The organism is Microbacterium excoecariae (genome assembly GCF_011326725.1).
Taxonomy (GTDB): domain Bacteria; phylum Actinomycetota; class Actinomycetes; order Actinomycetales; family Microbacteriaceae; genus Microbacterium; species Microbacterium excoecariae.
Genome location: NZ_JAANCO010000001.1, coordinates 2,324,351 through 2,345,788 on the forward strand (window position 1 = coordinate 2,324,351; position 21,438 = coordinate 2,345,788).

The following is a 21,438-nucleotide window of genomic DNA, read 5'->3' on the forward strand; positions in this document are numbered from 1 at the left end:
ATTCGCGTTCACGCCGCCAGGTGCGGCAGGATCCAGAGGAGCCAGCTGGCGCTGAAGGCGATCGACACGAGGCCGAGGGCGATACCCCACGCGGGCGGCGTGCGGGTGCCGCGCCGGAGGAGCAGCGCGAGCGCGCCGAGCACGAGCCCGACGGCGCCGAGCGCGGCGCCCCACGGCCCGAACCACGACACCATGAGCCCGAGCGCCGACAGCGCGAAGGACGCCAGCCCGAGGCGCGAGGTGTGCGGGCGCAGCTCGCGGCGCGTCGGGTGGTGGGGCTCGACCCATCCGAACGTCTCGGAGGCGAGCAGGGGCGCGGGCCCCGTCGCGGGCGCGGCGGCGGGCTCGCCCACCGGATCCGCGCGCTCGTCGCTCACCGCCCGGCGCCCTCCCGCTCGGCCACCTGGATCTCGGTCACGGGCAGCGTCGAATCGGCCCCGAAGGCCAGGGTGGAGGGCTCCCGCCCGCTCGCGATGAGCTGGGCCGCCAGCGCGGCGATCATGGCGCCATTATCGGTGCAGAGCGACAGGGGCGGGATCCGCACGGTCACGCCGCGTTCCGCCGCCCGTTGGAGCGCGACCTCGCGCAGGCGCCGGTTGGCGACGACGCCGCCCCCGAGGAGAAGCCGCGGGACGCCGCGCTCGGCGCACGCGTCGAGGGCCTTCGTGACGAGCACGTCGACGACGGCCTCGCGGAAGCTCGCGGCGACGTCGGCTGTGGGCAGCGGCTCGCCCGCCGCCTCGTGCTGCTCCACCCACCGCGCGACGGAGGTCTTCAGGCCGGAGAACGAGAAGTCGAAGCGGTGCGCCGCCATGTCGCTCGCGCGGGACAGCCCCCGCGGGAAGCGGATCGCGCGCGGGTCGCCGCCCTCGGCCGCGCGGTCGATCTGCGGTCCGCCGGGATAGGGCAGCCCGAGGATTCGCGCCACCTTGTCGAAGGCCTCGCCGGCCGCGTCGTCGATCGTCTCGCCGAGGAGCTCGACGTCGGTCGTGAGGTCGCGCACGTGCAGCAGCGAGGTGTGCCCGCCGGAGACGAGGAGCGCGATCGTGGGGTACTCGAGGGGCTCAGAGTCGGGGGTCACGACGTCGGCGGCGATGTGGCCGACGAGGTGGTTGACGGCGTAGAGCGGCACCCCGAGCGAGACCGCGAGGGCCTTGGCCGCGCCGACGCCGACCATGAGGGCCCCCGCGAGCCCGGGCCCGCTCGTCACGGCGACGGCGTCGAGGTCCTCCAGGCGCACGCCCGCCTCGGCGACGGCCTGCGCAATCGCGGGCCCGAGCGCCTCGAGGTGGGCGCGGGCGGCGACCTCGGGGACGACGCCGCCGTAGCGCGCGTGCTCGTCCATGCTGGAGGCGATCGTGTTCGCGAGCAGCTCGCGCCCGCGGACGATGCCGATGCCGGTCTCGTCGCAGCTCGTCTCGATGCCGAGGACGAGCGGATCCGTGCGGTTCATGTCGCGGCTCCCGCCTCGGTCGGCCGCGCCCCGTCCGCCCGCCACGCGGCGAGGTCGAGGCGCATGACGACGGCGTCGACGTCGTCGGGCTGGTAGTAGCGCGGGCGGCGGCCGATCTCGACGAACCCCTCAGAGGCGTAGAGCGCCCAGGCGCCCGGGTTGTCGGCGCGGACCTCGAGGAACACCTCGCGCGCGCGGCGCCGGCCGGCCTCGGCGAGAAGCTCGGCGAGGAGGAGGCGGCCGAGCCCGCGCCCGCGCGCGGGCTCGGCGACGGCGATCGTCTGCACGTCGGCGTCGCGGCCGCCGGCGAGGTGGCGCAGGCCCGCGTAGCCGACGACGGCCCCGCCCTCCTCGGCCACGAGGTAGCGGCCGTGAGGCGAGGCGAGCTCTGAGCCCATGGCGTCGGCGCTCCAGGCGTCGGTCGGGAAGCTCGCCCGCTCGAGCGCCATGATCGCGTCGAGGTCATGAGTGGTCGCGGTGCGGATCACGTGCTCACCCGCTTCACGGCGCCCGGGACCTTCGCGTCGGGCGCGCGCAGGTACAGCGGTTCGGCGAGCTCGGGGATCCGCCCCACCCGCAGCTGGCGCCCCGCGAGCACGCCCACGGCTCCCGCGGGGATACGGGTCGTGAGCGCGGGGGCGGGCCGCGCGGCGTCGAGCGCGGGATGGGAGGTAACGGGCGCAGTGTCGACGGCGGCGGGCGCGGGAACGGATGGCGCCGCGGGCGCGAGCGTGGGGCCGGAGACGCGGGCGGGAATGCCGTCGGCGTCGAGGCCGCGATACGTGGACACGGCGTGCTCGCGGCGGCGGGCGTCCGTGACGACGACGAGATCGGGGGCCTCCGCCGCCTCGAGGGCCTCGAGCGCGACGGCGTCGTGGCTGACGACGGGGACGACGTCGATGCCCCGGCCCGCGGCGAACGCGCGCGCGGCGGCGATGCCGATCCGGAGGCCCGTGAAGGGCCCCGGACCCATGCCCGCGGCGACGTGGGTAATGTCGGCCGGTGCGGCGCCCGACGCGGCGAGCGCCTCGAGGATGAGGTCGCCGATAACCTCCGCGTGGCCGCGCGTCTCGGCGCGCTCGGCGACGCCGCGCACGTCGCCGTCCGTCGTCACGACGGCAACGCCGGATCCGAGGGAGGTGTCGATGGCGAGGATCACGCTCCCAGCGTATCGAGCCTTGCCTAGGAAGCCTCTGGCGACGCGGGGTGGACCCGTGCCTCAGGCCACGCGGGACGGGGATCCGTTTCTCCGGCGACGCGGGGGCGTACCCGTGCCTCAGGCCGTATGGCGGGTGATCACGGCGGTTCGGGGCGCGTCGAGGTCGAGGTTCTCGGGGTCGTCCACCGCGTCGCCGACGGGGCGGGCGATCTCGATGTCCCACCACGCGTCGGCGATGTGCTGCACGGATCCGCGCCCCCACTCGAGGATCGTGACGGAGCCCTCGAGGTCGAGGCCGAGATCCTCGAGCTCCGAGGCGTCGCCGAGCCGGTAGGCGTCGGCGTGCACGAGGGGCGGGCCGCCCGTGACGGAGGGGTGCGTGCGGGCGATGACGAACGTCGGGCTCTGCACCGGGCCCCGGACCCCGAGGCCGTCGGCGATGCCGCGCGTCAGAGTCGTCTTGCCCGCACCCAGCGGTCCGGTCAGCACGAGTACGTCGCCCGCGCGGAGCCCGCGCCCGATCCGGCGGCCGAGCTCCTCCATCTCCTCCGCGGTCGCGATCGCGTACTCGCCCAGCATCTCGTCCGGCACCATGGGTCCATTCTCCCCCGGCGCGTCGGCGCCACACTCCCCAACACAGCGCAGTCAATTTCTCGGCCGACGGCCCCGGAGCCGCGGAACTCGCGCGGCGAGGGCGAAATATGACTGCGTTGTGTTCGGGGCCGCGGCGCGGGGGCCGCGTCAGCCGACGACGGTGCGGCGCACGCGGGCTCCGATGCGCGTGACGATCTCGTAGTTGATCGTCCCCGCGGCGGCGGCCCACTCCTCGGCCGTGGGGGCGCCTGCCTGCGGATCCCCGAACAGGACGGCCGGGTCGCCGACCGCGACGGCCGCGTCTCCGACGTCGACGACGAACTGGTCCATCGCGATCCGGCCGGCGACGCGGAAGCGGGCGCCGCGGATCCGCACCGGCCCGGATCCCGACGCCTGGCGGGGGACGCCGTCGGCGTACCCGAGCGGCACGAGGGCGAAGGTCGTCTCGGCCGCGGCGCGGTGCGTGTAGCCGTAGGACGCGCCGTGGCCCGCGCGCACGCGGCGCACCGCGGCGACGGGGGCGCGCAGGGTCATCGCGGGCCGCAGCCCGAGCGACGCCGAGGTGCGCCCCTCGAACGGCGAGAGGCCGTAGATGCCGAGCCCCACGCGCACGGCGTCGAACCGCGCCTCCGGCAGGTCGAGGGCGGCCCCGGTCGCCGCGAGGTGGCGGATCCGCGGCTGCAGCCCCGCCGCCGACGCCGCCTGAATCGCCTCCCGAAAGCGCGCGACCTGCGCGAGGTCGTCGGGCCGGCTCGTGCCCGACAGGTGGCTGAAGAGGCCCTCGACGCGGATACGCCCCGCCTGCTCGAGCCGCGCGGCCTCGGCGAACAGCGCGCCCCACTCCTCGGGCGCGGCGCCGTTGCGCCCGAGCCCCGTCTCGACCTTGAGGTGGACGGCGGCGGGCCCCGCGGCCGCGGCGCGCGCGAGCTGGGCGGATCCGGACACCCCGATCTCGATGCCGCAGGCCACGGCGGGCGCGAAGTCGGCGTCGGGCGCGTGCAGCCAGGCGACCAGGGGCGCGTCGATGCCGCCGTCGCGCAGCGCGAGGGCCTCGGCGAGGTCGGCCACGCCGAGCCGGCTCGCGCCGCCCGCGAGCGCCGCGCGCGCGGCCGTGAGCGCGCCGTGGCCGTACCCGTCGGCCTTGACGACCGCGATGAACTCGCGGCTTCCCGCCGCGGCGCGCAGGGCGCGCACGTTGTGTTCGATCGCGCCCCGATCGATGAGCGCCTCGCGCGCGCCGCCGGCGGGGAAGGTGCCGCTCACGCGTCGCCCTCGAGGATCGCGTAGGCGAGCGCGAGGCCGCCGTCGTGCGAGAGCGAGAGGTGGTGCCGCGTCACGCCGCGGCCCGCGAGGGTCCGCTCGGTGTCGCCCGTGACGACGTAGGCGGGTGCCTGTCGCTCTCCGAGGCGCGGCACCTCGATCTCCTGCCAGCGCACCCCGTGGGATCCGCCCAGTGCCTTGATGAGCGCCTCCTTGGCGGCGTACCGCGCCGCGAGCGATCGCAACGGCAGCTCGCGCTCGTGCGGCGTGAACAGGCGCTCCATGAGGCGGGGCGAGTGCGTGATCTGGCCCTCGAATCGCTCGATGTCGACCATGTCGACGCCGATCCCGACGATCACGCCTGCCCCTTCGTGCCCATGGGTGAAGTCTAGGCGCCCGGCGCTCAGGCGATCGGGAGGACGCAGTTCGGCGTGGGGTGCTCGACGCGGTGCCGAACGCGCCCGACGGCGCCCGTGCGGGCGTCGACGCCGAGCGAGACGATCTCGTCCGAGCCCTGGCCCGCGACGAGCAGCGTGTCCCGCACGAGCACATGGTGCCGGGGCGTCGTGACGCCCGCCTCGGCGACGCCCACGAGCTCAAGCCGCTCCCCCTGCCCCGCCACGCGCACCGCGGCGATGCCGTCGCTGCCGCGCAGTCCGGCGTAGAGGAAGGAGCCATCGGCGGATCCCGCGAGCTCCGCCGCCGTATCGCCCGCGAGCGCCCCCGTCTGCACCCCCGCGACGAGCGCCCAGCGCCCGTCGCGCCCGGGCGCGAGCACGAAGATCTCGCACGTGAACTCCGTCACGACGTACAGGTGGCCGCTCGCGTGCAGGGACATGTGCCGCGGGCCCGTCCCGAACGGCAGCGCCACCTCGTGGTCGGGCACGAGGCCGGCCGGCCCGACGCGCCAGATGCGCACGAGGTCGTAGCCGAGGTCCGTCGTCGCCACACGCCCGTCCGGGAGGAAGCGCGCGGCGTGCGCGCGGGTCGGGCGCGGACCCTGCGGATCCGCCGCCTCGCGCAGCACGCCCGCGGGCGAGGCATCGAGGATCGCCCGGACCGCGGGGTCGTCGAACGGATCCGCGGACCCGCCGCCCAGGAGAGCGCGCAGCTCCGCCGCGGGATCGGACCCGTCGTCCGTGCCGGCGAGCATGGCCGCGAGGCGCGAGGGATCGGATCCGCCGTCCACGAGCGCGGCGAGGTCGACCGCGCCGGAGAAGTCGGTCACCGTGGCGTCAGGCTCCGGGGCGTCGCCCGCGAGGAGCCGCCGCGCGATGTCGGCGGCGTCGTTCTCCTCCGGTGCGGGGGCGTCGGGCTCCGGCACGGCGTAGGGGTCGCGCGCCGGGGCCGCGACGCGCGGCGCGCCGAGGGCGCCGGTCGCCCCGAGCGGAACCTCCACGACGCGGCCGTCGCCCCAGCACGAGGCGACGAGCCGGCTCCCGTCGGGCGCGACGGCGATGTGGCAGACGGCCGATCCGGCCTCCACCGGATCCCCCAGCGGCTCGAGCGCGGTCTCGCCCGCGCGGCGGAAGGCGGCGACCCGGCCGGATCCCTCGAGCGCCGCGTAGACCACGCCGCCGCGCGGGTGGCGCGCGAGCCACGTGGGCGAGGGGGCCTCGACCGCGAGCCCGCGGTCGGTGAGCACCCCGCCCGCGAGCGGGGAGTCCGGCTCGCCCGCCGCGACGATACCGATGCCGGCGCCGTTCGCGCCCATGTCCGCCCCGCGCCCGCCGATCCAGAACCTCATGGATCCATCATGGCGGACGCCGCGGCGCCCGCGCGCGCTACTCGACCGTGACGGACTTCGCGAGGTTGCGCGGCTGGTCGACGTCGAGGCCCTTGGCCGTGGCGAGCCCCATCGCGAAGATGTGCAGCGGCACGACGGCGAGGATCGGCTCGAACAGCGGGCTGGCGAGCGGGATGCGTAGCACCTCGTCGGCCTTCGGCAGCACGGCGGAGTCGCCCTGCTCGGCGATCGCGATCACGCGGGCGCCGCGGGCGCGGACCTCCTCGATGCTCGAGATCACCTTGGCGTGCATCGTTGCGGCGCCGCGCGGCGACGGGACGACGACGAAGATCGGCTGGCCGGGCTCGACGAGCGCGATCGGCCCGTGCTTGAGCTCGCCGGCGGCGAAGCCCTCCGCGTGGATGTAGGAGATCTCCTTGAGCTTCAGCGCGCCCTCCAGCGCGATGGGGAAGCCCACGCCGCGCCCGAGGAACAGCACGGAGCGCGTGTCGGCCATCCAGTGCGCGAGCTGGTCGACGCGCTCCTGCTCGTTGTCGAGGATCCACTGGATCTTGCCGGGCAGGTCCTCCAGCTGCGCGATGGCGTCGGCGGCGACCTCCTCCGGCAGCGTGCCGCGGACCTGGCCCACGTGCAGGGCCAGCAGGTACAGCGCCGTGATCTGCGCGACGAACGCCTTCGTCGACGCGACGGCGACCTCGGGGCCGGCGTGCGTGTAGACGATCGCGTCGGACTCGCGCGGGATCGTCGCGCCCTGGGTGTTGCAGATCGAGAGGGTCTTCGCGCCGAGGCGCGCGGCCTCCTTGACGGCCATCAGCGTGTCCATCGTCTCGCCGGACTGACTGATGGACACGACGAGGGTGCGGTCCGAGACGATCGGATCGCGATACCGGAACTCGTGCGCGAGCTCGACGTCGACGGGGACGCGGGCCCACTGCTCGATCGCGTACTTGCCGACGAGGCCCGAGTAGTAGGCCGTGCCGCAGGCGAGGATCACGACGCGGTCGATGTCGGTGAACAACGCGTCGAGGCCGTCGAGCTCGGGGATCGTGATGCGGCCGTCGTGGATCCGCCCGCGCACCGTGTTGGCGACGGCCTCGGGCTCCTCCGAGACCTCCTTCGCCATGAAGCTCGACCAGCCGCCCTTGTCGGCCGCCGCCGCGTCCCACGACACCTCGAAGGGCGTCGCCTCGACGGGGGCACCCGCGAAGTCGGTGATCGTGACGCTGTCGGGCGTGATCGCGACGATCTGGTCCTGCCCGATCGCGAGCGCGCTGCGGGTGTGCTCGACGAACGCGGCGACGTCGGATCCGAGGAAGTTCTCGCCCTCGCCCAGCCCGATCACGAGCGGCGAGTTGCGGCGCGCGCCGACGACGAGCCCCGGGTGGTCCTCGTGCATCGCGAGCAGCGTGAAGGCGCCCTCGAGGCGGGTCACGACGGCGCGGAAGGCGGCCTCGAGGTCGCCCGTGCGGCGGTATTCGCGGCCGATGAGCGCGGCCGCGACCTCGGTGTCGGTCTCGCTGCGGAAGACGACGCCCTCCGTCTCCAGCTCGGCGCGCAGGGCGCCGAAGTTCTCGATGATGCCGTTGTGGATGACGGCCAGGCGGTCGTCGTCGGCGAGGTGCGGGTGCGCGTTCTCGTCGGTCGGGCCGCCATGCGTCGCCCAGCGGGTGTGGCCGATGCCGGTCGTGCCGGCCGCGAGCGGCGCGTCGGCGAGGGAGTCGCGTAGCCGCGCGAGCTTGCCGGCGCGCTTGCGCATCCCCAGGTGGCCCTCGCCGTCCACGACGGCGATGCCGGCGGAGTCATACCCGCGGTACTCGAGGCGGGCGAGGCCCGAGATGAGGATGTCCTGGCTCGGACGGGGACCCACGTATCCGACGATTCCACACATGGGATTCATCGTAGGCGGGCACCCCTGACAATCCCGCCAGGAGCGCGCCGACGGATCCGTCAGAGCTTGCGCAGGAGCACGCGATCGACCGCGTGGTCGGCGCCCTTGCGCAACACGAGCGTGCCGCGGTGCTTCGTCGGCTCGACGTTCTCCACGAGGTTCGGCAGGTTGATGTCGTTCCAGATGCCCCGCGCCGTCTCGATCGCCTCGGCGTCGGAGAGGTGCTGGAAGACGTTGAAGTACGAGGCGGGGTTGCTGAACGCGCCCTCGCGCAGCGCGAGGAAGCGGTTCACGAACCACTGCTCGATGTGGCTCGTGTCGGCGTCGACGTAGATCGAGAAGTCGAACAGGTCGCTCACGGCGACGTCGTTCGGCGAGGGCGGCGGCTGGAGCACGTTGAGGCCCTCGACGATGAGCACGTCCGGGCTGCGCACGACGACCGACGCGTCGGGCATGATGTCGTACTTCATGTGCGAGTAGAACGGCGCCCGCACCTCGGCCTCGCCGGACTTCACGCGCGCGACGAAGTCGACGAGCGCGCGCCGGTCGTACGACTCGGGGAAGCCCTTGCGGCTCATGATCCCGCGCCGCTCGAGCTCGGCGTTCGGGTACAGGAATCCGTCGGTCGTAACGAGCTCGACGCGCGGGGTGTCCGACCAGCGGCTCATGAGCTCGCGCAAAAGGCGCGCGACGGTCGACTTGCCGACGGCGACGGATCCGCCCACGCCGACGACAAAGGGGATCCGCGGCTCGGCCTCGCCCAGGAAGTCGCCGACCTCGGATCCGATCTGCCGCACGCCCCGCGCCCACCCGCTGAGCAGGCGGCTGATCGGGAGGTAGACGTCGCGCACCTCCCCGACGTCGAGGCGGTCGCCGAGGCCGCGGATCTGCACGATCTCCTGCTCGGTGAGCGGCTGATCCATCCCGCGCGCGAGGCGCGCCCACTCCGCCCGCGGGATGTCGCGGTAGAGGGAGAGGCGCAGGGATCCGGGCGCAGGAGTCATCCGCGACATCATACCGGCGGGCCGCCCGGCGCCCGGACCGCCGCTAGGGTGAGGCGCATGCGTCTCGGGGTTCTCGATATCGGATCCAACACGGTCCACCTGCTCGTCGCCAACGCGCAGCCGGGCGGGCGCCCGCTCGCCGCGACGAGCGAGAAGTCGGTGCTGCGCCTCATGCGCTACATCGACGACCGCGGCGCCATCACCAAGGAGGGCACGAAGGCGATCGTCAAGGCCGTCCGCAAGGCCAAGAAGGTCGCCGAGAAGGAGGGCGTCGTCGAGCTGCTCGCGACCGCCACCTCGGCCGTGCGCGAGGCCGCGAACGGCGCCGAGGTGATCGCGCAGATCGAGGACGCGCTCGGCCAGAGCCTGCAGGTGCTCGGCGGATCCGACGAGGCGCGCTTCACCTTCCTCGCGGTGCGCCGGTGGTTCGGCTGGTCGGCGGGCCAGATCCTCATGTTCGACATCGGCGGCGGATCCCTCGAGGTCGCCGGCGGATCCGAGGAGTTGCCGCAGCTGGCCGAGTCCGTGCAGCTGGGCGCGGGCCGGATGACGATCGGATACCTCCCGAACGATCCGCCGGGCGACAAGGCGGTCGCCAAGCTCGCCGCGCACGCGGAGGAGGTGCTCGAGCCGCTCGCGAAGCGCTTCTCGCGCCTGCCCGCGCCGGACCACGTCGTCGGATCCTCCAAGACGATCCGCTCGCTCGCCAAGCTCGCCGGCTACAAGCGGCCCGGCTGGTCCGGCATCGAGCGCTGGATGCTGCCGCGCGCCGCGCTCGGCGCGTGGATCCCTGTCCTCTCGCGGATCCCCGCCGAGTCGCGGCAGGAACTGCCGGGCATCACGGCGGACCGCACGTTCCAGATCACGGCCGGCGCCGTCGTCCTGCACGAGGCGATGCGGGCGCTCGACGTGAAAGAGCTCGAGGTGAGCCCGTGGGCGCTGCGCGAGGGCGTGCTCCTGCGCTACATCGAGGACATGGGGTGGTAGCCCCAGCCGGTACGGTGGTCGAATGACCAACGCCACCGACGCCGCCGGGTGCGGTTGCGGGTGCGGGATGCCAGGACGCGCGCAGTTCGTGCCGCTCGAATCCGCCCTCTCTCGCCCCGATGTCCCGACCGCCGCGGCCGCGCACGGCATCGAGCAGGCGCGGATCCCCGCGGGCCGGTTCGCGATGGGCGACAGCTCGGGCGACCGCAACCCCGCCGACGGCGAGACGCCCGTGCACGAGGTCGCGCTGAGCGCATTCGAGATCGACGCGACGAGCGTGACGAACGAGGCGTTCGCGCGCTTCGTCGACGCGACCGGCTACGTCACGGAGGCCGAGTCGTTCGGGTTCTCGGCGGTGTTCCACCTCGCGGTGGACGCCCCCGACGGCGACATCATCGGCCAGGCCCCGGGCACCCCGTGGTGGTACGGCGTCAAGGGCGCCGACTGGCGCCGCCCGCACGGCCGGAACTCGGGCATCGACGACCGCGCGGACCACCCCGTCGTGCACGTGAGCTGGAACGACGCGCAGGCGTACTGCGCCTGGGCCGGGCGGCGCCTGCCGACGGAGGCCGAGTGGGAGTACGCGGCGCGCGGCGGCCTGGAGTCGGCGAAGTTCCCGTGGGGCGACGAGCCCGTCGACGACGGCGGCTGGCGGGCCAACATCTGGCAGGGCGTATTCCCCACGCAGAATACGCTCGAGGACGGCTTCCTCACGACGGCGCCCGTGCGCTCCTTCGCGCCCAACGGATACGGCCTCTGGCAGCCGATCGGGAACGTGTGGGAGTGGTGCCAGGACTTCTTCGATCCCGGCTACTACCGCCGCTCCCCCGCCGCGGATCCCGCGGGCCCCGAGACGGGCGCCTCCCGGATCCTGCGCGGCGGCAGCTATCTCTGCCACGACTCGTACTGCAACCGGTACCGCAACTCGGCGCGGTCACAGAACACCCCGGACTCCTCGATGGGCAACGCCGGCTTCCGCACGGTGGCGGGGGTGGCCTCGTGAGCGAGAAGCGCTTCCCCCGGCGGGTGTACCGCGAGGGATCCGAGCCGGATCCGCGCTTCAGCCTCGCGAACGAGCGCACGTTCCTCGCCTGGCTGCGCACCGCGCTGGCGATGTACGCGGGCGCCTTCGCCCTCGAGGCGCTGTCGCTGCCGGAGCCCGTCGCGTGGCGCTTCGCGGCGGCGGCGGTCTTCCTCATCCTCGGGACGGTCGCGGCCATTCAGGCGTGGATCGGGTGGGCGCAGACCGAGCGCTCGTTGCGGCGCGGCGAGCCGCTGCCCGGCCTCGCGGTCGGGGGCCTCATCGTCGTCGGCGTGGTGGTCGCCGTGGCCCTCGTCGCCATCGGCATCTTCGTCTGATGTCGGGCGGCGAGGTGTTCGACCCGGGCCTGCAGCCCGAGCGAACGCTCCTGGCCTGGCGCCGCACGTGCCTCGCCTTCGCGGTCGCGAGCCTCGTGGCCGCCCGCTTCACGCTGGACGAGTTCGGGATCCTGTCGATCTTCCTCGGGCTCGCGGGCGCCGGGCTCGCGGCCGGCGCGTACTTCGCGGCCGCGCACGGCTACCGCCGCGCCCACGACGCCCTGCACTCCCGCGGCGAGGCCGGCACGAGCGGCGTCCCCGTCGCGCTCGGCTCCGCCGCCGCCCTCGCGGTCGGCGCCGCCTGCGCGGCGTTCGTGTTCTCCGGCGGGCTGTAGGCGGTCGGGCGCGCGGCGTGGGGCGCGCGGCGCGCGGGTGCGGCGCGCGGGTGCGCGACCCGCGCGGGTGCATATGAGCGACCCGGGTGGGCGCGCGCCGGCCCAGATCGCGCAAACGCACCTTCGAGGGCGGCGTTCGCATGCATACGCGCGACCCGAGCGGATCCACGCCCCGCCAAATCGCACAAACGCACCTCCCCGACGGCCTTCAAGGTGCATACGCGCGACCTGAACGGATCCGTGCCCGCCCGCGTCGCGCACCTACATCTCCTGTCGGCGCACGCCACCGGCGCCCGCGGCCAGATCGCGCAAACGCACCTCCGAGACCGCCCTCAAGGTGCATACGCGCGACCTGAACGGATCCGCGCGCCAACAGATCGCACAAACGCACCTTCGCGACCGCACGCTGCCGCCGTCCGTGCCCAGATCGCGCAAACGCACCTCCGCGACCGACTTGGACGTGCATACGCGCGACCCGAGCGGATCCGCGCCCGGCCCAAGTCGCGCAAATGCGCTGGCCTGGCCACCACCCGCGTGATTTGGGCGACCTGAGTGGATCCGTGCCCGCTCAAGTCGCGCAAACGCACCTCCGCGAGCGCCCGCAGCCGTCACCCGCGCCCAAATCGCGCAAACGCACCTCCGCGGCCACCGCCAGCGTGCATATGCGCGACCCGAGCGGATCCGCGCTCCGCCAGATCGCACAAACGCATCTTCGCGACCACCGGCAACGTGCAGACGCGCGACCCGAGCGGCCACCGCCCACATCGCGCGCGCTGTCGGGCGCCGCGCCTAGATACTGAGGCGGGCGCGGACGACGTCCGCGAGGCGCTCGCAGGCCGCAAGCGCGGTGTCGCTGTCGGCGGCCTCGACCATGACGCGAACGAGGGACTCGGTACCGGAGGGGCGCAGCAGCACGCGGCCGGTGTCGCCGAGCTCGGCCTCGACCGCGGCGACGGCGGCGCGGACGCCCTCGTCAGCGTGGGCGCGGGTCTTGTCGACGCCCGTGACGTTGATCATCGTCTGGGGCAGGATCGTCATCGTCGCCGCGAGCTCGGCGGCCGTCTTGCCGGTGCGCGCCATCTCGCTCGCGAGCTGCAGGCCGGTGAGGAGGCCGTCGCCCGTCGTGGAGTGCGCGCCCATGATGACGTGGCCCGACTGCTCGCCGCCGAGGGTGAAGCCGTCGCGGTTCATGACCTCGAGCACGTAGCGGTCGCCGACGGCGGTCTGCACGACGCGGATCCCGCGCTCGGTCATGGCGCGGACGAGGCCGAGGTTGCTCATGACGGTGGCGACGAGGGTGTCCTGCGCGAGCTCGCCGCGCTCGTGAAGGCTGGCCGCGAGGATCGCCATGATCTGGTCGCCGTCGATCGTCTGGCCGTCGGCGTCGACGGCGAGGCAGCGGTCGGCGTCGCCATCGTGCGCGATGCCGAGGTCGGCGCCGTGCTCGCGGACGGCGCGGGCGAGGGGCCCGAGGTGGGTGGATCCGACGCCGTCGTTGATGTTCATGCCGTCGGGATCCGCGCCGATCACGGTCACGCGGGCGCCGGCGTCGGCGAAGAGCTGGGGAGAGACGCCCGAGGCGGCGCCGTTGGCGCAGTCGAGCACGACGTGGAGGCCGTCGAGGCGCGCGGGGATCGTGCCGAGGAGGTGGAGGAGGTAGCGATCCTCCGCGTCGGCGAAGCGCGCGATGCGGCCGACGTCGGCGCCGGTGGGGAGGAGGCGGTCGTCCTCCTCGAGGTAGCGCTCGATGCGCTCCTCGACCACGTCGGGCAGCTTGACGCCGCCGCGCGCGAAGATCTTGATGCCGTTGTCGGGCGCCGGGTTGTGCGACGCCGAGATCATGATGCCGAAGTCGGCATCGAAATCGTTCACGAGGAACGCGAGGGCGGGGGTGGGGATCACGCCGGCGTCGTACACGTCGACGCCGCTCGAGGCGAGGCCCGCGGACACGGCGGCGCCGAGGAACTCGCCGGAGATGCGCGGATCCCGCGCGATGACCGCCTTGGCGCGCCGACCCTCGGCGCGGCGCGCCTCGGCGGAACGCCCCTGGCCCAGGACGACAGCGGTCGCCTGGGCCAGGGAGAGGGCAAGGTCGGCGGTGAGGGTGCCATTGGCCAGCCCTCGGACTCCGTCCGTGCCGAAGAGACGCATCAGCGCTCGATCAGCGCTTCGAGAACTGCGACGCCTTGCGGGCCTTCTTGAGACCGGCCTTCTTGCGCTCGATGACGCGAGCGTCGCGCGTGAGGAAGCCAGCCTTCTTGAGGGCGGGGCGGTTGTTCTCGCGGTCGATCTCGTTGAGCGCGCGCGAGATCGCGAGGCGGAGCGCACCGGCCTGGCCCGAGGGGCCGCCACCGTTGATGCGCGCCGTCACGTCGTAGGCGCCCGTGAGGCCGAGGAGCGTGAAGGGGTCGGTGATGAGCTGCTGGTGCAGCTTGTTCGGGAAGTACTCCTCGAGCGTGCGGCCGTTGACCGTGAAGGAGCCCGAACCCGGGTTGAGGCGCACGCGGGCGATGGCCTGCTTGCGGCGACCCACGGCGGCGCCGGGGACGCTGACGACGGGGCGGACGGCCTCGACCTGCTCGGCCTCGGCCGGGGTCTCGGTGGTGAAGTTCTGAACGTCAGTCACTGGATGATCCTTTTCGCCTCGGCGCTTACTGGGCGACCTGGTCGAGCGTGTGCGTCTTGGGCTGCTGCGCGGCGTGCGGGTGCGCACCACCGGCGTACACCTTCAGCTTCGTCGCCTGCTGGCGGCCGAGGGTGTTCTTGGGGAGCATGCCGCGAACGGCCTTCTCGACGGCGCGAACGGGGTTCTTCTCGAGAAGCTCCTCGTAGCTGACCGACTTGAGTCCGCCCGGGAAGCCCGAGTGGCGGTAGGCGCGCTTCTGCTGCGCCTTGTTGCCGGTCAGGACGACCTTGTCGGCGTTGACGATGACGACGAAGTCGCCCATGTCGACGTGGGGGGCGAAGGTGGCCTTGTGCTTGCCGCGCAGGAGCGCTGCGGCGTGCGAGGCGAGGCGACCGAGAACGACGTCGGTGGCGTCGATCACGAGCCACTCGCGCTGGGCGTCACCGGCCTTCGGGGTGTAAGTGCGCGTCACGATAGTGCTGCTTTCTTGTCGAACGGAGGTGTTCGTGAATCCCGCTCCGGGGCGGTTGCCGGCGAGGCCGGACAACGCAGCCGGTGGAGGGCTCACGTTCGCGGTGGGCACACGCGTGCACACCAAAGGACAAGATTACACGATTGGATCCCGGCGCGCCATTCGGGGCCCGGGTGCTCCCCTAAAGGTACGCCCGGTGGTACCGCGGCTCGATCGTCGCCGCGCCCGCGAGCGCGGACTCGGCGCGGCGCGCCCAGTGCGGATCCCGAAGCATCTCACGCCCGAGCAGAACGAGGTCCGCCTCTCCCCCGGCGACGAGGGCCTCGGCGTGATCCGGATCCGCGATCAGCCCGACCGCGGCGACGGGAACGCCCTCGCGCCGGACGCGCGCGGCCCCCGGCACCTGGTACCCCGGCGCGGGCGCGTACTCCGCGCCCCACACGAGCCCGCCGGAGGAGCAGTCGATGAGGTCCGCGCCGTCCGAGACGAGGCGGCGCGCGAGGCCGGCGGAGTCCTCCGCTGTCAGCCCGCCCTCGGCGACGTCGTCGACAGAGAGCCGCACGATGACGGGGAACCCGGCCGGCGCCTCCGCGCGCACGGCCCGCACGACCTCGCGGAGGGGTGCCTCACGGTCGGATCCTTCCGGGTTTGTCACGGGCGAGAGGAGCTCGTGCAGGAGGTAGCCGTGCGCGGCGTGGATCTCGACCGCGTCGAAGCCGGCAGCCACGGCGCGGCGGGCCGCGTGCGCGAACGCGGCCACGAGGCCCGGCACCTCCTCGGGCCCCATCGGGACCGGCGGGGCGTAGTGCCCGAACGCCTCGCCCGTCACGCCGCGCGTGGCCCAGCCGCCGCGGTCGAGGGGGACGGATCCGCGGTGCTCGGCAGGCTCGTCCGGGAGCCCGGCGTACTTGCCGCCCTTGCGGCCCGCGTGCGCGAGCTGCACCGCGATGCGCCCGCCGGCGCGGTGCACGGCGTCCGTCACCCGGCGCCAGGCGTCGACGTGCGCGTCGTCCCAGAGGCCGGCGTCCTGCGGCGTGACGCGCCCCTCGGGGCTGACGGCGGTCGCCTCGGTGATGACGAGGCCCGCGCCACCGAGCGCGAACTGGCCGTAGTGCACGACGTGCCAGTCGGTCACCGTGCCGGTCTCGTCGTGGCACGCGTACATACACATCGGCGAGACCCCGATGCGGTTGCGCAGGGTCAGGTCGCGGAGCGCGAGCGGGGCGAACAGGGCGGGGGTCATGCGGTCCTCCGGGTGGTGATGAGCGCGGCGATCGCGGTGACGAGCAGGACGGCGCCGATGCCGGCGATGACCCACCCGAGCCAGGCGACGGATCCGCCGGGCGCGCCGATCGTGTGCGCCACGACGATCGCGGCGAGTGCGGCGCCGACGTACTGCGCCGTGCGGTAGACGCCCGTCGCGCTGCCGGACGCGTGGGCGGGCACGGCGCCGTTGAGGATGAGCTGGTTGCCGAGGTTGTTGAAGCCGTTCGGCACCCCGAGGAGCGCGCAGACGACGACGAACCACCAGGTGGGCGAATCGGCGTGCGTGAACAGGGCGAGCCCCGCGCCCGCGACGACCATCGCCGCGGTCCCGACGGTGAGGAGGGCCCAGGGCCGCACCCGCGCGCCCAGCTGGGAGGCCATCCAGGTGGAGATCGCCCCGACCCCGAAGACGGGGAGCATCAGGAGGCCCGTGTGCCCCGCGTCGAGGCCCACCTCCCCCTGGAACCACTGCGGCAGCCCGTAGAAGATGCAGTAGAACGACACGAACGTCGCGACCGCCCGCACGAGGGTCATACCGAAGGCCGGGAACGCGACCATGAGGCGCACGTCGACGAAGGGGGTGCGGGCGACGGCCTCGCGCCAGACGAACAGCGCGAGAACGGGAACGCCGGCGCCGAGGAAGATCCACCACGCGTCCCCGCCGTCGGCCGAGAGCAGCCCCATCATGATCAGCACGAGCGCCCCCACCATGAGGAGCATGCCGAGCGGATCCAGGGACGCGAGCCGCCGGGCGATCCCCGCGCGCTCGGACCGCGGATCCGCGGGAACGAAGGCGAGGACGAGCGCGGCGCAGAGCGCGACCATCGGCAGGTTGATCCAGAAGATGCCGGGCCAGCCCCACAGGAGCACGACAAACCCGCCCACCGTGGGCCCGAGCGCGGCCGTCGTCTGCCCGCACATCGCCACGATCCCGATCGCGCCGGCGGGCCGGGACCCGCGGGCGGCGGCCTGCTGCCGGATGATCGCCATCGCGGCCGGGAACTGCGCCGAGGCGCCGAGGCCAAGGACCACGCGGTCCGCGATCATCCACTCGGCCGTGGGCATGAAGGGGCCCGCGAGCGACGCGACGAGGATGAGCGCGAGGCCCGCGAGGTACACCCGCCGGGCGCCAAACACGTCGGCGAGCCGTCCGGCGGTCGGCGAGCCGACGGCCGCGGCGATGTAGAGCGAGCTGACGATCCACGCGACCGCCGCGGAGCTGCCGAAGTCGCCCGCCATGGGGACGACGGCGACCGCGATCATGGCGGAGTTGAGGCCGAGCAGGATGGTGCCGCTGCCGAGGGACCATGGGATCCGCAGAGGAAGCGGCCGCGGGGCCTCCGCCGGTATCGGCGGCGCCTGGACGTGCTGAGTCACGGTGGTGCTTTCTGGGGCGAGGGGGTCAGAGGGCCGCGGCCTCGCCCGGCGTCACGAGGAGGATGTCGGGGTGGGCGGCGAGAGCGGCGAGCGTGCGTTCGGCGACGTCGGCGTAGCAGGCCTGGCCGAGCACCCACCCGAACCAGCTGAGCCCCAGGGTCCGCGCGCCCGTGACGTCGGCGTCGGCGACGAGCTGGTCGACCGTCTCCTCGAGGATCCGCTCGTAGGTCGCGGCCGTCGCGGAGCGCCCGTAGAGGACAAACATGTCCTCCGTCTCGAGCGGGTGCGGGAGGGCGGTGAGCCCGCCGGAGGCGCCGCCGAGCGCGACCGGTCGCTCGTCGATCGGCCAGTCGCCGAACCACGAGAACCCGGCCTCGCGCAGGAGGCGCGTCGTGCGGGGCGTCATGGAGCGCTCGGGGCTGAACCAGCCGGCGACCTCCCGGCCAGTGTGGCCCGTGACCGCGTCGCGGGCGGCGGCGATGGCGCGGGCTTCCTCGTCCTCGGTCATGCCGGGCGCGAGCAGGATGTTTGCGGCCGTGCCGCGGGCGACGACCTCCTGCGCGCGCAGCGCGACCTCGCGGGCGAGCCCGGGCACGGTCCGGGCGCCGTACTCGTCGAGGGCGACGGCGACGGGCACGCCCGCGCGTTCGGCGATGTCGAGCAAACGCCAGATGCCGGTCGTGAGCCCGAAGTCCCACTGCGACAGCCGCGCGACCTGACCGTGGCGCGGCTCCGAGGTGTCGCGTCCCACGCCGCCCGCCATCGAGAGGGGCGTGACGGATCCGGCCGGCACGTCGTCCTGGTAGCTGGGCGCGTGCAGGAGGACGCTGACGGCGAGCTTCTTGCCGCCGGGAAGGGCGAGCGGATCCCGGTGCGCGTCGTACGCGCGCGGCAGGTCGGGCGCGAAGACCATGGCATCGGCGGGGTGATCGATGAGCGTCATGCGCGAAGCGGCTCCTCGCGGGCGGCGTGCTCGAGCCGGATCTCCTCGGCGAACGCGGCCTGCTCGTCGTAGTGGTTCTCGATGAAGTGATCGGCGATGCGGCCGGCCGTGGTGCACCAGATGCGCTCGTCGGCGCGCACGTACGCGAAGATCTCGGCGAGGTAGCGCGCGAACCACGGCTGGCCGGAGAGGAACGGGTGCGTCGCGAAGCACACGACCCGCGCCTGCCCGTCGCGCTCGGCGTCGCGCAGGGTGCGGTCGATCTGGGCCTTCGCGAGGTCGATGAACTCGCGCCCCGAGAACGAGCGCGCCATGATGATCGGTACGTCGTTGAGCATGAAGCTGTACGGCATCGAGACGATGCGGTTCTCGCTCGTGGTGCGCAGCGGGCGCGGCTGCTCGTCGTGGATCCAGTCCGCGAAGTAGGTAAAGCCGTGGTCGGCGAGCAGGTCGGTCGTGTTGTCGGTGCCCGAGATCTTCGGGCCGAGCATGCCGGGGATCCGCCTGCCGCCGTAGTACGTCTCGCTGAGGAGCTGGGAGAGCTCGTAAAACGCGCTCTCGTCCTCGTAGGACATCCCGTACAGGGGGCGGAGGTTGGAGATGCCGTGGCTCATGATCTCCCAGTCGCGGGAGAACATCGCGTCGCGCACCTCGGGCTGCTCCTCGAGGAGGGACAGGCTGAGGGACACGGTCGACGGCATCTCGAACTCGTCGACAACGCGCAGCATGCGCCAGAGACCGACGCGGTTGCCCGCATCGCGGTGCATGTAGTGCTGGAGATCGGGCGCCGAGACGCGCCCCTGCGGGCTCGCGCCACCCGGCGGGATGAAGTCGTAGTGCTCGACGTTCGGCGCGTGCCAGAACGCGACCGACGCGCCGCCCGGCAGGGTCACGCGCGGGCGCGTGGCCATGGGGGCGTACATCAGGCGCTCATTGTTGCGCAGGGGCGCGGCGGCCATCAGGCGGCCTGGTTCTCGGCGGCCATGGCCGCGAAGCGCTCGAGGATCTCGGCCTTCGACACGACGTCGCCGAACCGGTCCTGCATGTCCCAGAGCGAGACCTCGCCCGAGAGGGTCCGGAAGTCGTCGACGCACTCCTCGACGATGCTGATGCGGTAGTTGCGGTACGCGGCGTCGACGACGGTCGCGCGCACGCACCCGCTCGTCGAGGTCCCCGCCATGACGACCTCGTCGACGCCGAGCTCCTCGAGCAGCTCGTCGAGGCGCGTCTTGTAGAAGCCGGACGCGACGGTCTTCTCGACGATGTGATCCTGGGGCGCGGCCGGTACCGCGGCGCTGATTTCGGTCCAGGGGTTGCCGCGCTCGCAGCGCTCGGTGAGGCTCGAGCGGACCCGCTGGGCGAGCATCCGGTCGTCGAGCGACTCGAGGATCATGACGAGGTAGATGACGGGCACGCCGGCGGCGCGCGCGGCCTCGAGCATCTCCTGCGTGTGCGCGAGCGTGACGGCGGTTCCGGGCCCGACCTTCTCGTGCTCCGTGAAGGCGCGCTGGAAGTCGACGACGACGACCGCGGGCTTCGTGCCCGGGCCGACCTTCGTGCGGTTCGCGCGCAACTCGCGGATGGTCGCGACCTCGTGGTTCCAGTCGATGTCTTGCGTCATGCGTGTACTCCTTCGAACTGAGAGATGAGGGGCCGGAGCGCGTCGCGTACCGGGCCCGTGGCGAGCGCGCGGACCGCGCGCTCGATGTCGGAGCCGTCGAGGCCGGCGGATGCCGCGGCCTCGCGCAGCAGGTGGTGTTGCATCTCGGCCGAGAACGGGCTGTCGATGCTGTCCCCCGCCGGATGCCGGACGGCGCCCCGAAACTCGGATCCGTCGCGCAGCCGCACCGTCACGCGCGCAGGGCGCGACGTGGCGGTGGCGGGGGCGAGCGCCTCCGTCGCGTCCACGACGCGAATTTTCGGCGCCAGATCGCGGATCTCGTGCTCCGCCCCCGTCGCGCGGTGCGCGGCGACGTCGCCGTGGACGAGCGCGCTCGCGACCACGAACGGGACGGAAAAGTAGGCGCCCATGCGTGTGGTCCACTCGGTGCTGTCGAGGGCGGCGGCCGACGCCACGCCCTCGACCAGGACGGCGTCGATGTCCCCGAACGACCGCCCGACGTCCGTCATCCGCTCACGAGCGATCAGGGCGGCGTCCGCAGCCCCGTGGGTGTACGCGCACGACGAGTGGCGCTTGAGGTAGCTCGAGTCGACGAGATGATGCGTGCCGAGGCCCGACAGCAGATCGGACGCGTCGATCACGCCGAGTCCGCCGGCGAGGCTTCCGTCGAGTCCGTGAGCGCGGCCCTCCGCGCCCGCGGCGGCGTATCGCGCGGCGGCGAGACCCGCGACGGCGCCCTGCCCGACCCACTGGTCGCGTACCGCGGACCCGCCGTCGACGGCGCGCCAGCTCGTGGCCGGCGCCATCGCCGCACCCGCGTCGATGGCCGCGGCAATGCCCGCCGCGTCGAGGCCGAGGACGACGGCACAGCCGGCCGCGGCTCCGACCGCCCCCAGCGGCCCATGGGTGTGGACCCCCGGAGCAAAGGCCGTCGCGCGCCCCACCCGGGCCGCGATCTCGTAGCCGGCGAGCAGGCCCGCCCACAGCCGGTCCCCGTCGACCCCACGCTCCTCGGCGAGCGCGAGCACGGCGAACACCGTCTGCGCACCGGGGTGGCCCTTCGCGTGGCGGTTCCCCTCGTCGCGTTCCTGGTACACCGCAGCCACCGAGTTCAGCCAGGCCGCCGATTCGACGGATCCACCCCGCGTCTCGCCGAAGACCGTGGCGGGCCCGGGGACCGTCGCCCACGCCGCGCGGAGCCGCCGGCTCGACTCGGCCGCGGCGCCGCCCGCGGCGACCGCGAGCAGGTTGGCCATCGCCCGGCGCAACGCCTCCCTCGTCGGCGCGCCGGAGCGCCCCCACGGGTCGTCGGCCGCCCAGGCGGCGAGTGCGGTGACGGGATCCATG

Annotated in this window: 23 protein-coding genes; 4 read left to right on the forward strand and 19 right to left on the reverse strand. The window is 73.7% G+C overall.

Annotation, left to right across the window (positions count from 1 at the left end; genetic code table 11):
* Positions 1 to 8: 8 nt before the first annotated feature.
* From G8E01_RS10730 to coaA, 10 genes are all read right to left on the reverse strand, one after another.
* Entirely contained in the window at positions 9 to 377 is a 369-nt protein-coding gene (locus G8E01_RS10730; RefSeq protein WP_166319499.1) for a hypothetical protein, read from the reverse strand.
* Positions 374 to 1,453 carry a tRNA (adenosine(37)-N6)-threonylcarbamoyltransferase complex transferase subunit TsaD gene (gene tsaD / locus G8E01_RS10735; protein WP_166319501.1) on the reverse strand — a complete coding sequence of 360 codons (1,080 nt, stop codon included), beginning with the start codon at positions 1,451 to 1,453 and terminating at the stop codon, positions 374 to 376. Before tsaD ends, G8E01_RS10730 begins: the two co-directional genes overlap by 4 nt.
* Positions 1,450 to 1,941 carry a ribosomal protein S18-alanine N-acetyltransferase gene (rimI, locus tag G8E01_RS10740; protein WP_166319503.1) on the reverse strand — a complete coding sequence of 164 codons (492 nt, stop codon included), beginning with the start codon at positions 1,939 to 1,941 and terminating at the stop codon, positions 1,450 to 1,452. The genes tsaD and rimI overlap by 4 nt, the downstream gene beginning before the upstream one ends.
* Positions 1,938 to 2,612 (reverse strand): tRNA (adenosine(37)-N6)-threonylcarbamoyltransferase complex dimerization subunit type 1 TsaB, encoded by a 675-nt coding sequence (tsaB, locus tag G8E01_RS10745; RefSeq protein ID WP_166319505.1) that lies wholly within the window; start codon positions 2,610 to 2,612, stop codon positions 1,938 to 1,940. Before tsaB ends, rimI begins: the two co-directional genes overlap by 4 nt.
* A gap of 117 nt (positions 2,613 to 2,729) precedes the next feature.
* Positions 2,730 to 3,206: a tRNA (adenosine(37)-N6)-threonylcarbamoyltransferase complex ATPase subunit type 1 TsaE gene (tsaE, locus tag G8E01_RS10750; protein ID WP_166319507.1), complete on the reverse strand. Its 477-nt coding sequence runs from the start codon at positions 3,204 to 3,206 to the stop codon at positions 2,730 to 2,732.
* 147 nt (positions 3,207 to 3,353) lie between these two features.
* Positions 3,354 to 4,469 (reverse strand): alanine racemase, encoded by a 1,116-nt coding sequence (gene alr / locus G8E01_RS10755; RefSeq protein WP_166319509.1) that lies wholly within the window; start codon positions 4,467 to 4,469, stop codon positions 3,354 to 3,356.
* Entirely contained in the window at positions 4,466 to 4,825 is a 360-nt protein-coding gene (locus G8E01_RS10760) for a holo-ACP synthase (protein ID WP_166319511.1), read from the reverse strand. The genes alr and G8E01_RS10760 overlap by 4 nt, the downstream gene beginning before the upstream one ends.
* 44 nt (positions 4,826 to 4,869) lie before the next feature.
* Positions 4,870 to 6,213: a beta-propeller fold lactonase family protein gene (locus G8E01_RS10765; protein WP_166319513.1), complete on the reverse strand. Its 1,344-nt coding sequence runs from the start codon at positions 6,211 to 6,213 to the stop codon at positions 4,870 to 4,872.
* A gap of 37 nt (positions 6,214 to 6,250) precedes the next feature.
* Positions 6,251 to 8,101 carry a glutamine--fructose-6-phosphate transaminase (isomerizing) gene (gene glmS, locus G8E01_RS10770; protein ID WP_166319515.1) on the reverse strand — a complete coding sequence of 617 codons (1,851 nt, stop codon included), beginning with the start codon at positions 8,099 to 8,101 and terminating at the stop codon, positions 6,251 to 6,253.
* Between the two features lie 59 nt (positions 8,102 to 8,160).
* A complete protein-coding gene (gene coaA, locus G8E01_RS10775) occupies positions 8,161 to 9,114 on the reverse strand; it encodes a type I pantothenate kinase (RefSeq protein ID WP_205827565.1) in 954 nt (317 codons plus the stop codon).
* Between the two features lie 48 nt (positions 9,115 to 9,162).
* Here coaA and G8E01_RS10780 point away from each other — a divergent pair, with 48 nt between their 5' ends.
* The 4 genes from G8E01_RS10780 to G8E01_RS10795 are packed head-to-tail and all read left to right on the forward strand — an operon-like array spanning position 9,163 to position 11,786.
* Positions 9,163 to 10,092, forward strand: a complete 930-nt coding sequence (locus G8E01_RS10780; RefSeq protein ID WP_166319519.1) for a Ppx/GppA phosphatase family protein — start codon at positions 9,163 to 9,165, stop codon at positions 10,090 to 10,092.
* A gap of 22 nt (positions 10,093 to 10,114) precedes the next feature.
* Entirely contained in the window at positions 10,115 to 11,095 is a 981-nt protein-coding gene (locus tag G8E01_RS10785; RefSeq protein ID WP_205827276.1) for a formylglycine-generating enzyme family protein, read from the forward strand.
* Complete coding sequence (locus tag G8E01_RS10790) at positions 11,092 to 11,451, forward strand: DUF202 domain-containing protein (protein ID WP_166319521.1); 360 nt, start codon at positions 11,092 to 11,094, stop codon at positions 11,449 to 11,451. The genes G8E01_RS10785 and G8E01_RS10790 overlap by 4 nt, the downstream gene beginning before the upstream one ends.
* Complete coding sequence (locus tag G8E01_RS10795; RefSeq protein ID WP_166319523.1) at positions 11,451 to 11,786, forward strand: DUF202 domain-containing protein; 336 nt, start codon at positions 11,451 to 11,453, stop codon at positions 11,784 to 11,786. Before G8E01_RS10790 ends, G8E01_RS10795 begins: the two co-directional genes overlap by 1 nt.
* 789 nt (positions 11,787 to 12,575) lie before the next feature.
* On the opposite strand, the gene glmM is transcribed toward G8E01_RS10795, so the two are convergent.
* From glmM to G8E01_RS10840, 9 genes are all read right to left on the reverse strand, one after another.
* Complete coding sequence (gene glmM / locus G8E01_RS10800) at positions 12,576 to 13,937, reverse strand: phosphoglucosamine mutase (RefSeq protein WP_166319525.1); 1,362 nt, start codon at positions 13,935 to 13,937, stop codon at positions 12,576 to 12,578.
* 10 nt (positions 13,938 to 13,947) lie between these two features.
* Entirely contained in the window at positions 13,948 to 14,412 is a 465-nt protein-coding gene (gene rpsI, locus G8E01_RS10805) for a 30S ribosomal protein S9 (protein WP_338100801.1), read from the reverse strand.
* Positions 14,413 to 14,437: 25 nt separating this feature from the next.
* Positions 14,438 to 14,884, reverse strand: a complete 447-nt coding sequence (rplM, locus tag G8E01_RS10810) for a 50S ribosomal protein L13 (RefSeq protein WP_166319527.1) — start codon at positions 14,882 to 14,884, stop codon at positions 14,438 to 14,440.
* 181 nt (positions 14,885 to 15,065) lie between these two features.
* Complete coding sequence (locus G8E01_RS10815; RefSeq protein ID WP_166319529.1) at positions 15,066 to 16,127, reverse strand: oxidoreductase; 1,062 nt, start codon at positions 16,125 to 16,127, stop codon at positions 15,066 to 15,068.
* A complete protein-coding gene (locus G8E01_RS10820) occupies positions 16,124 to 17,527 on the reverse strand; it encodes an MFS transporter (RefSeq protein ID WP_166319531.1) in 1,404 nt (467 codons plus the stop codon). The genes G8E01_RS10815 and G8E01_RS10820 overlap by 4 nt, the downstream gene beginning before the upstream one ends.
* 25 nt (positions 17,528 to 17,552) lie before the next feature.
* The gene (locus tag G8E01_RS10825; RefSeq protein ID WP_166319533.1) at positions 17,553 to 18,470 is read right to left on the reverse strand and encodes a polysaccharide deacetylase family protein; all 918 of its coding nucleotides are present in this window, start codon (positions 18,468 to 18,470) and stop codon (positions 17,553 to 17,555) included.
* On the reverse strand, positions 18,467 to 19,429 hold the full coding sequence (locus G8E01_RS10830) for a polysaccharide deacetylase family protein (protein WP_166319535.1): 963 nt from the start codon (positions 19,427 to 19,429) through the stop codon (positions 18,467 to 18,469). The genes G8E01_RS10825 and G8E01_RS10830 overlap by 4 nt, the downstream gene beginning before the upstream one ends.
* The gene (locus G8E01_RS10835) at positions 19,429 to 20,091 is read right to left on the reverse strand and encodes a cysteine hydrolase family protein (protein WP_166319537.1); all 663 of its coding nucleotides are present in this window, start codon (positions 20,089 to 20,091) and stop codon (positions 19,429 to 19,431) included. Before G8E01_RS10835 ends, G8E01_RS10830 begins: the two co-directional genes overlap by 1 nt.
* Positions 20,088 to 21,437: an MmgE/PrpD family protein gene (locus tag G8E01_RS10840; RefSeq protein ID WP_166319539.1), complete on the reverse strand. Its 1,350-nt coding sequence runs from the start codon at positions 21,435 to 21,437 to the stop codon at positions 20,088 to 20,090. Before G8E01_RS10840 ends, G8E01_RS10835 begins: the two co-directional genes overlap by 4 nt.
* Between the last annotated feature and the right edge of the window lies 1 nt (position 21,438).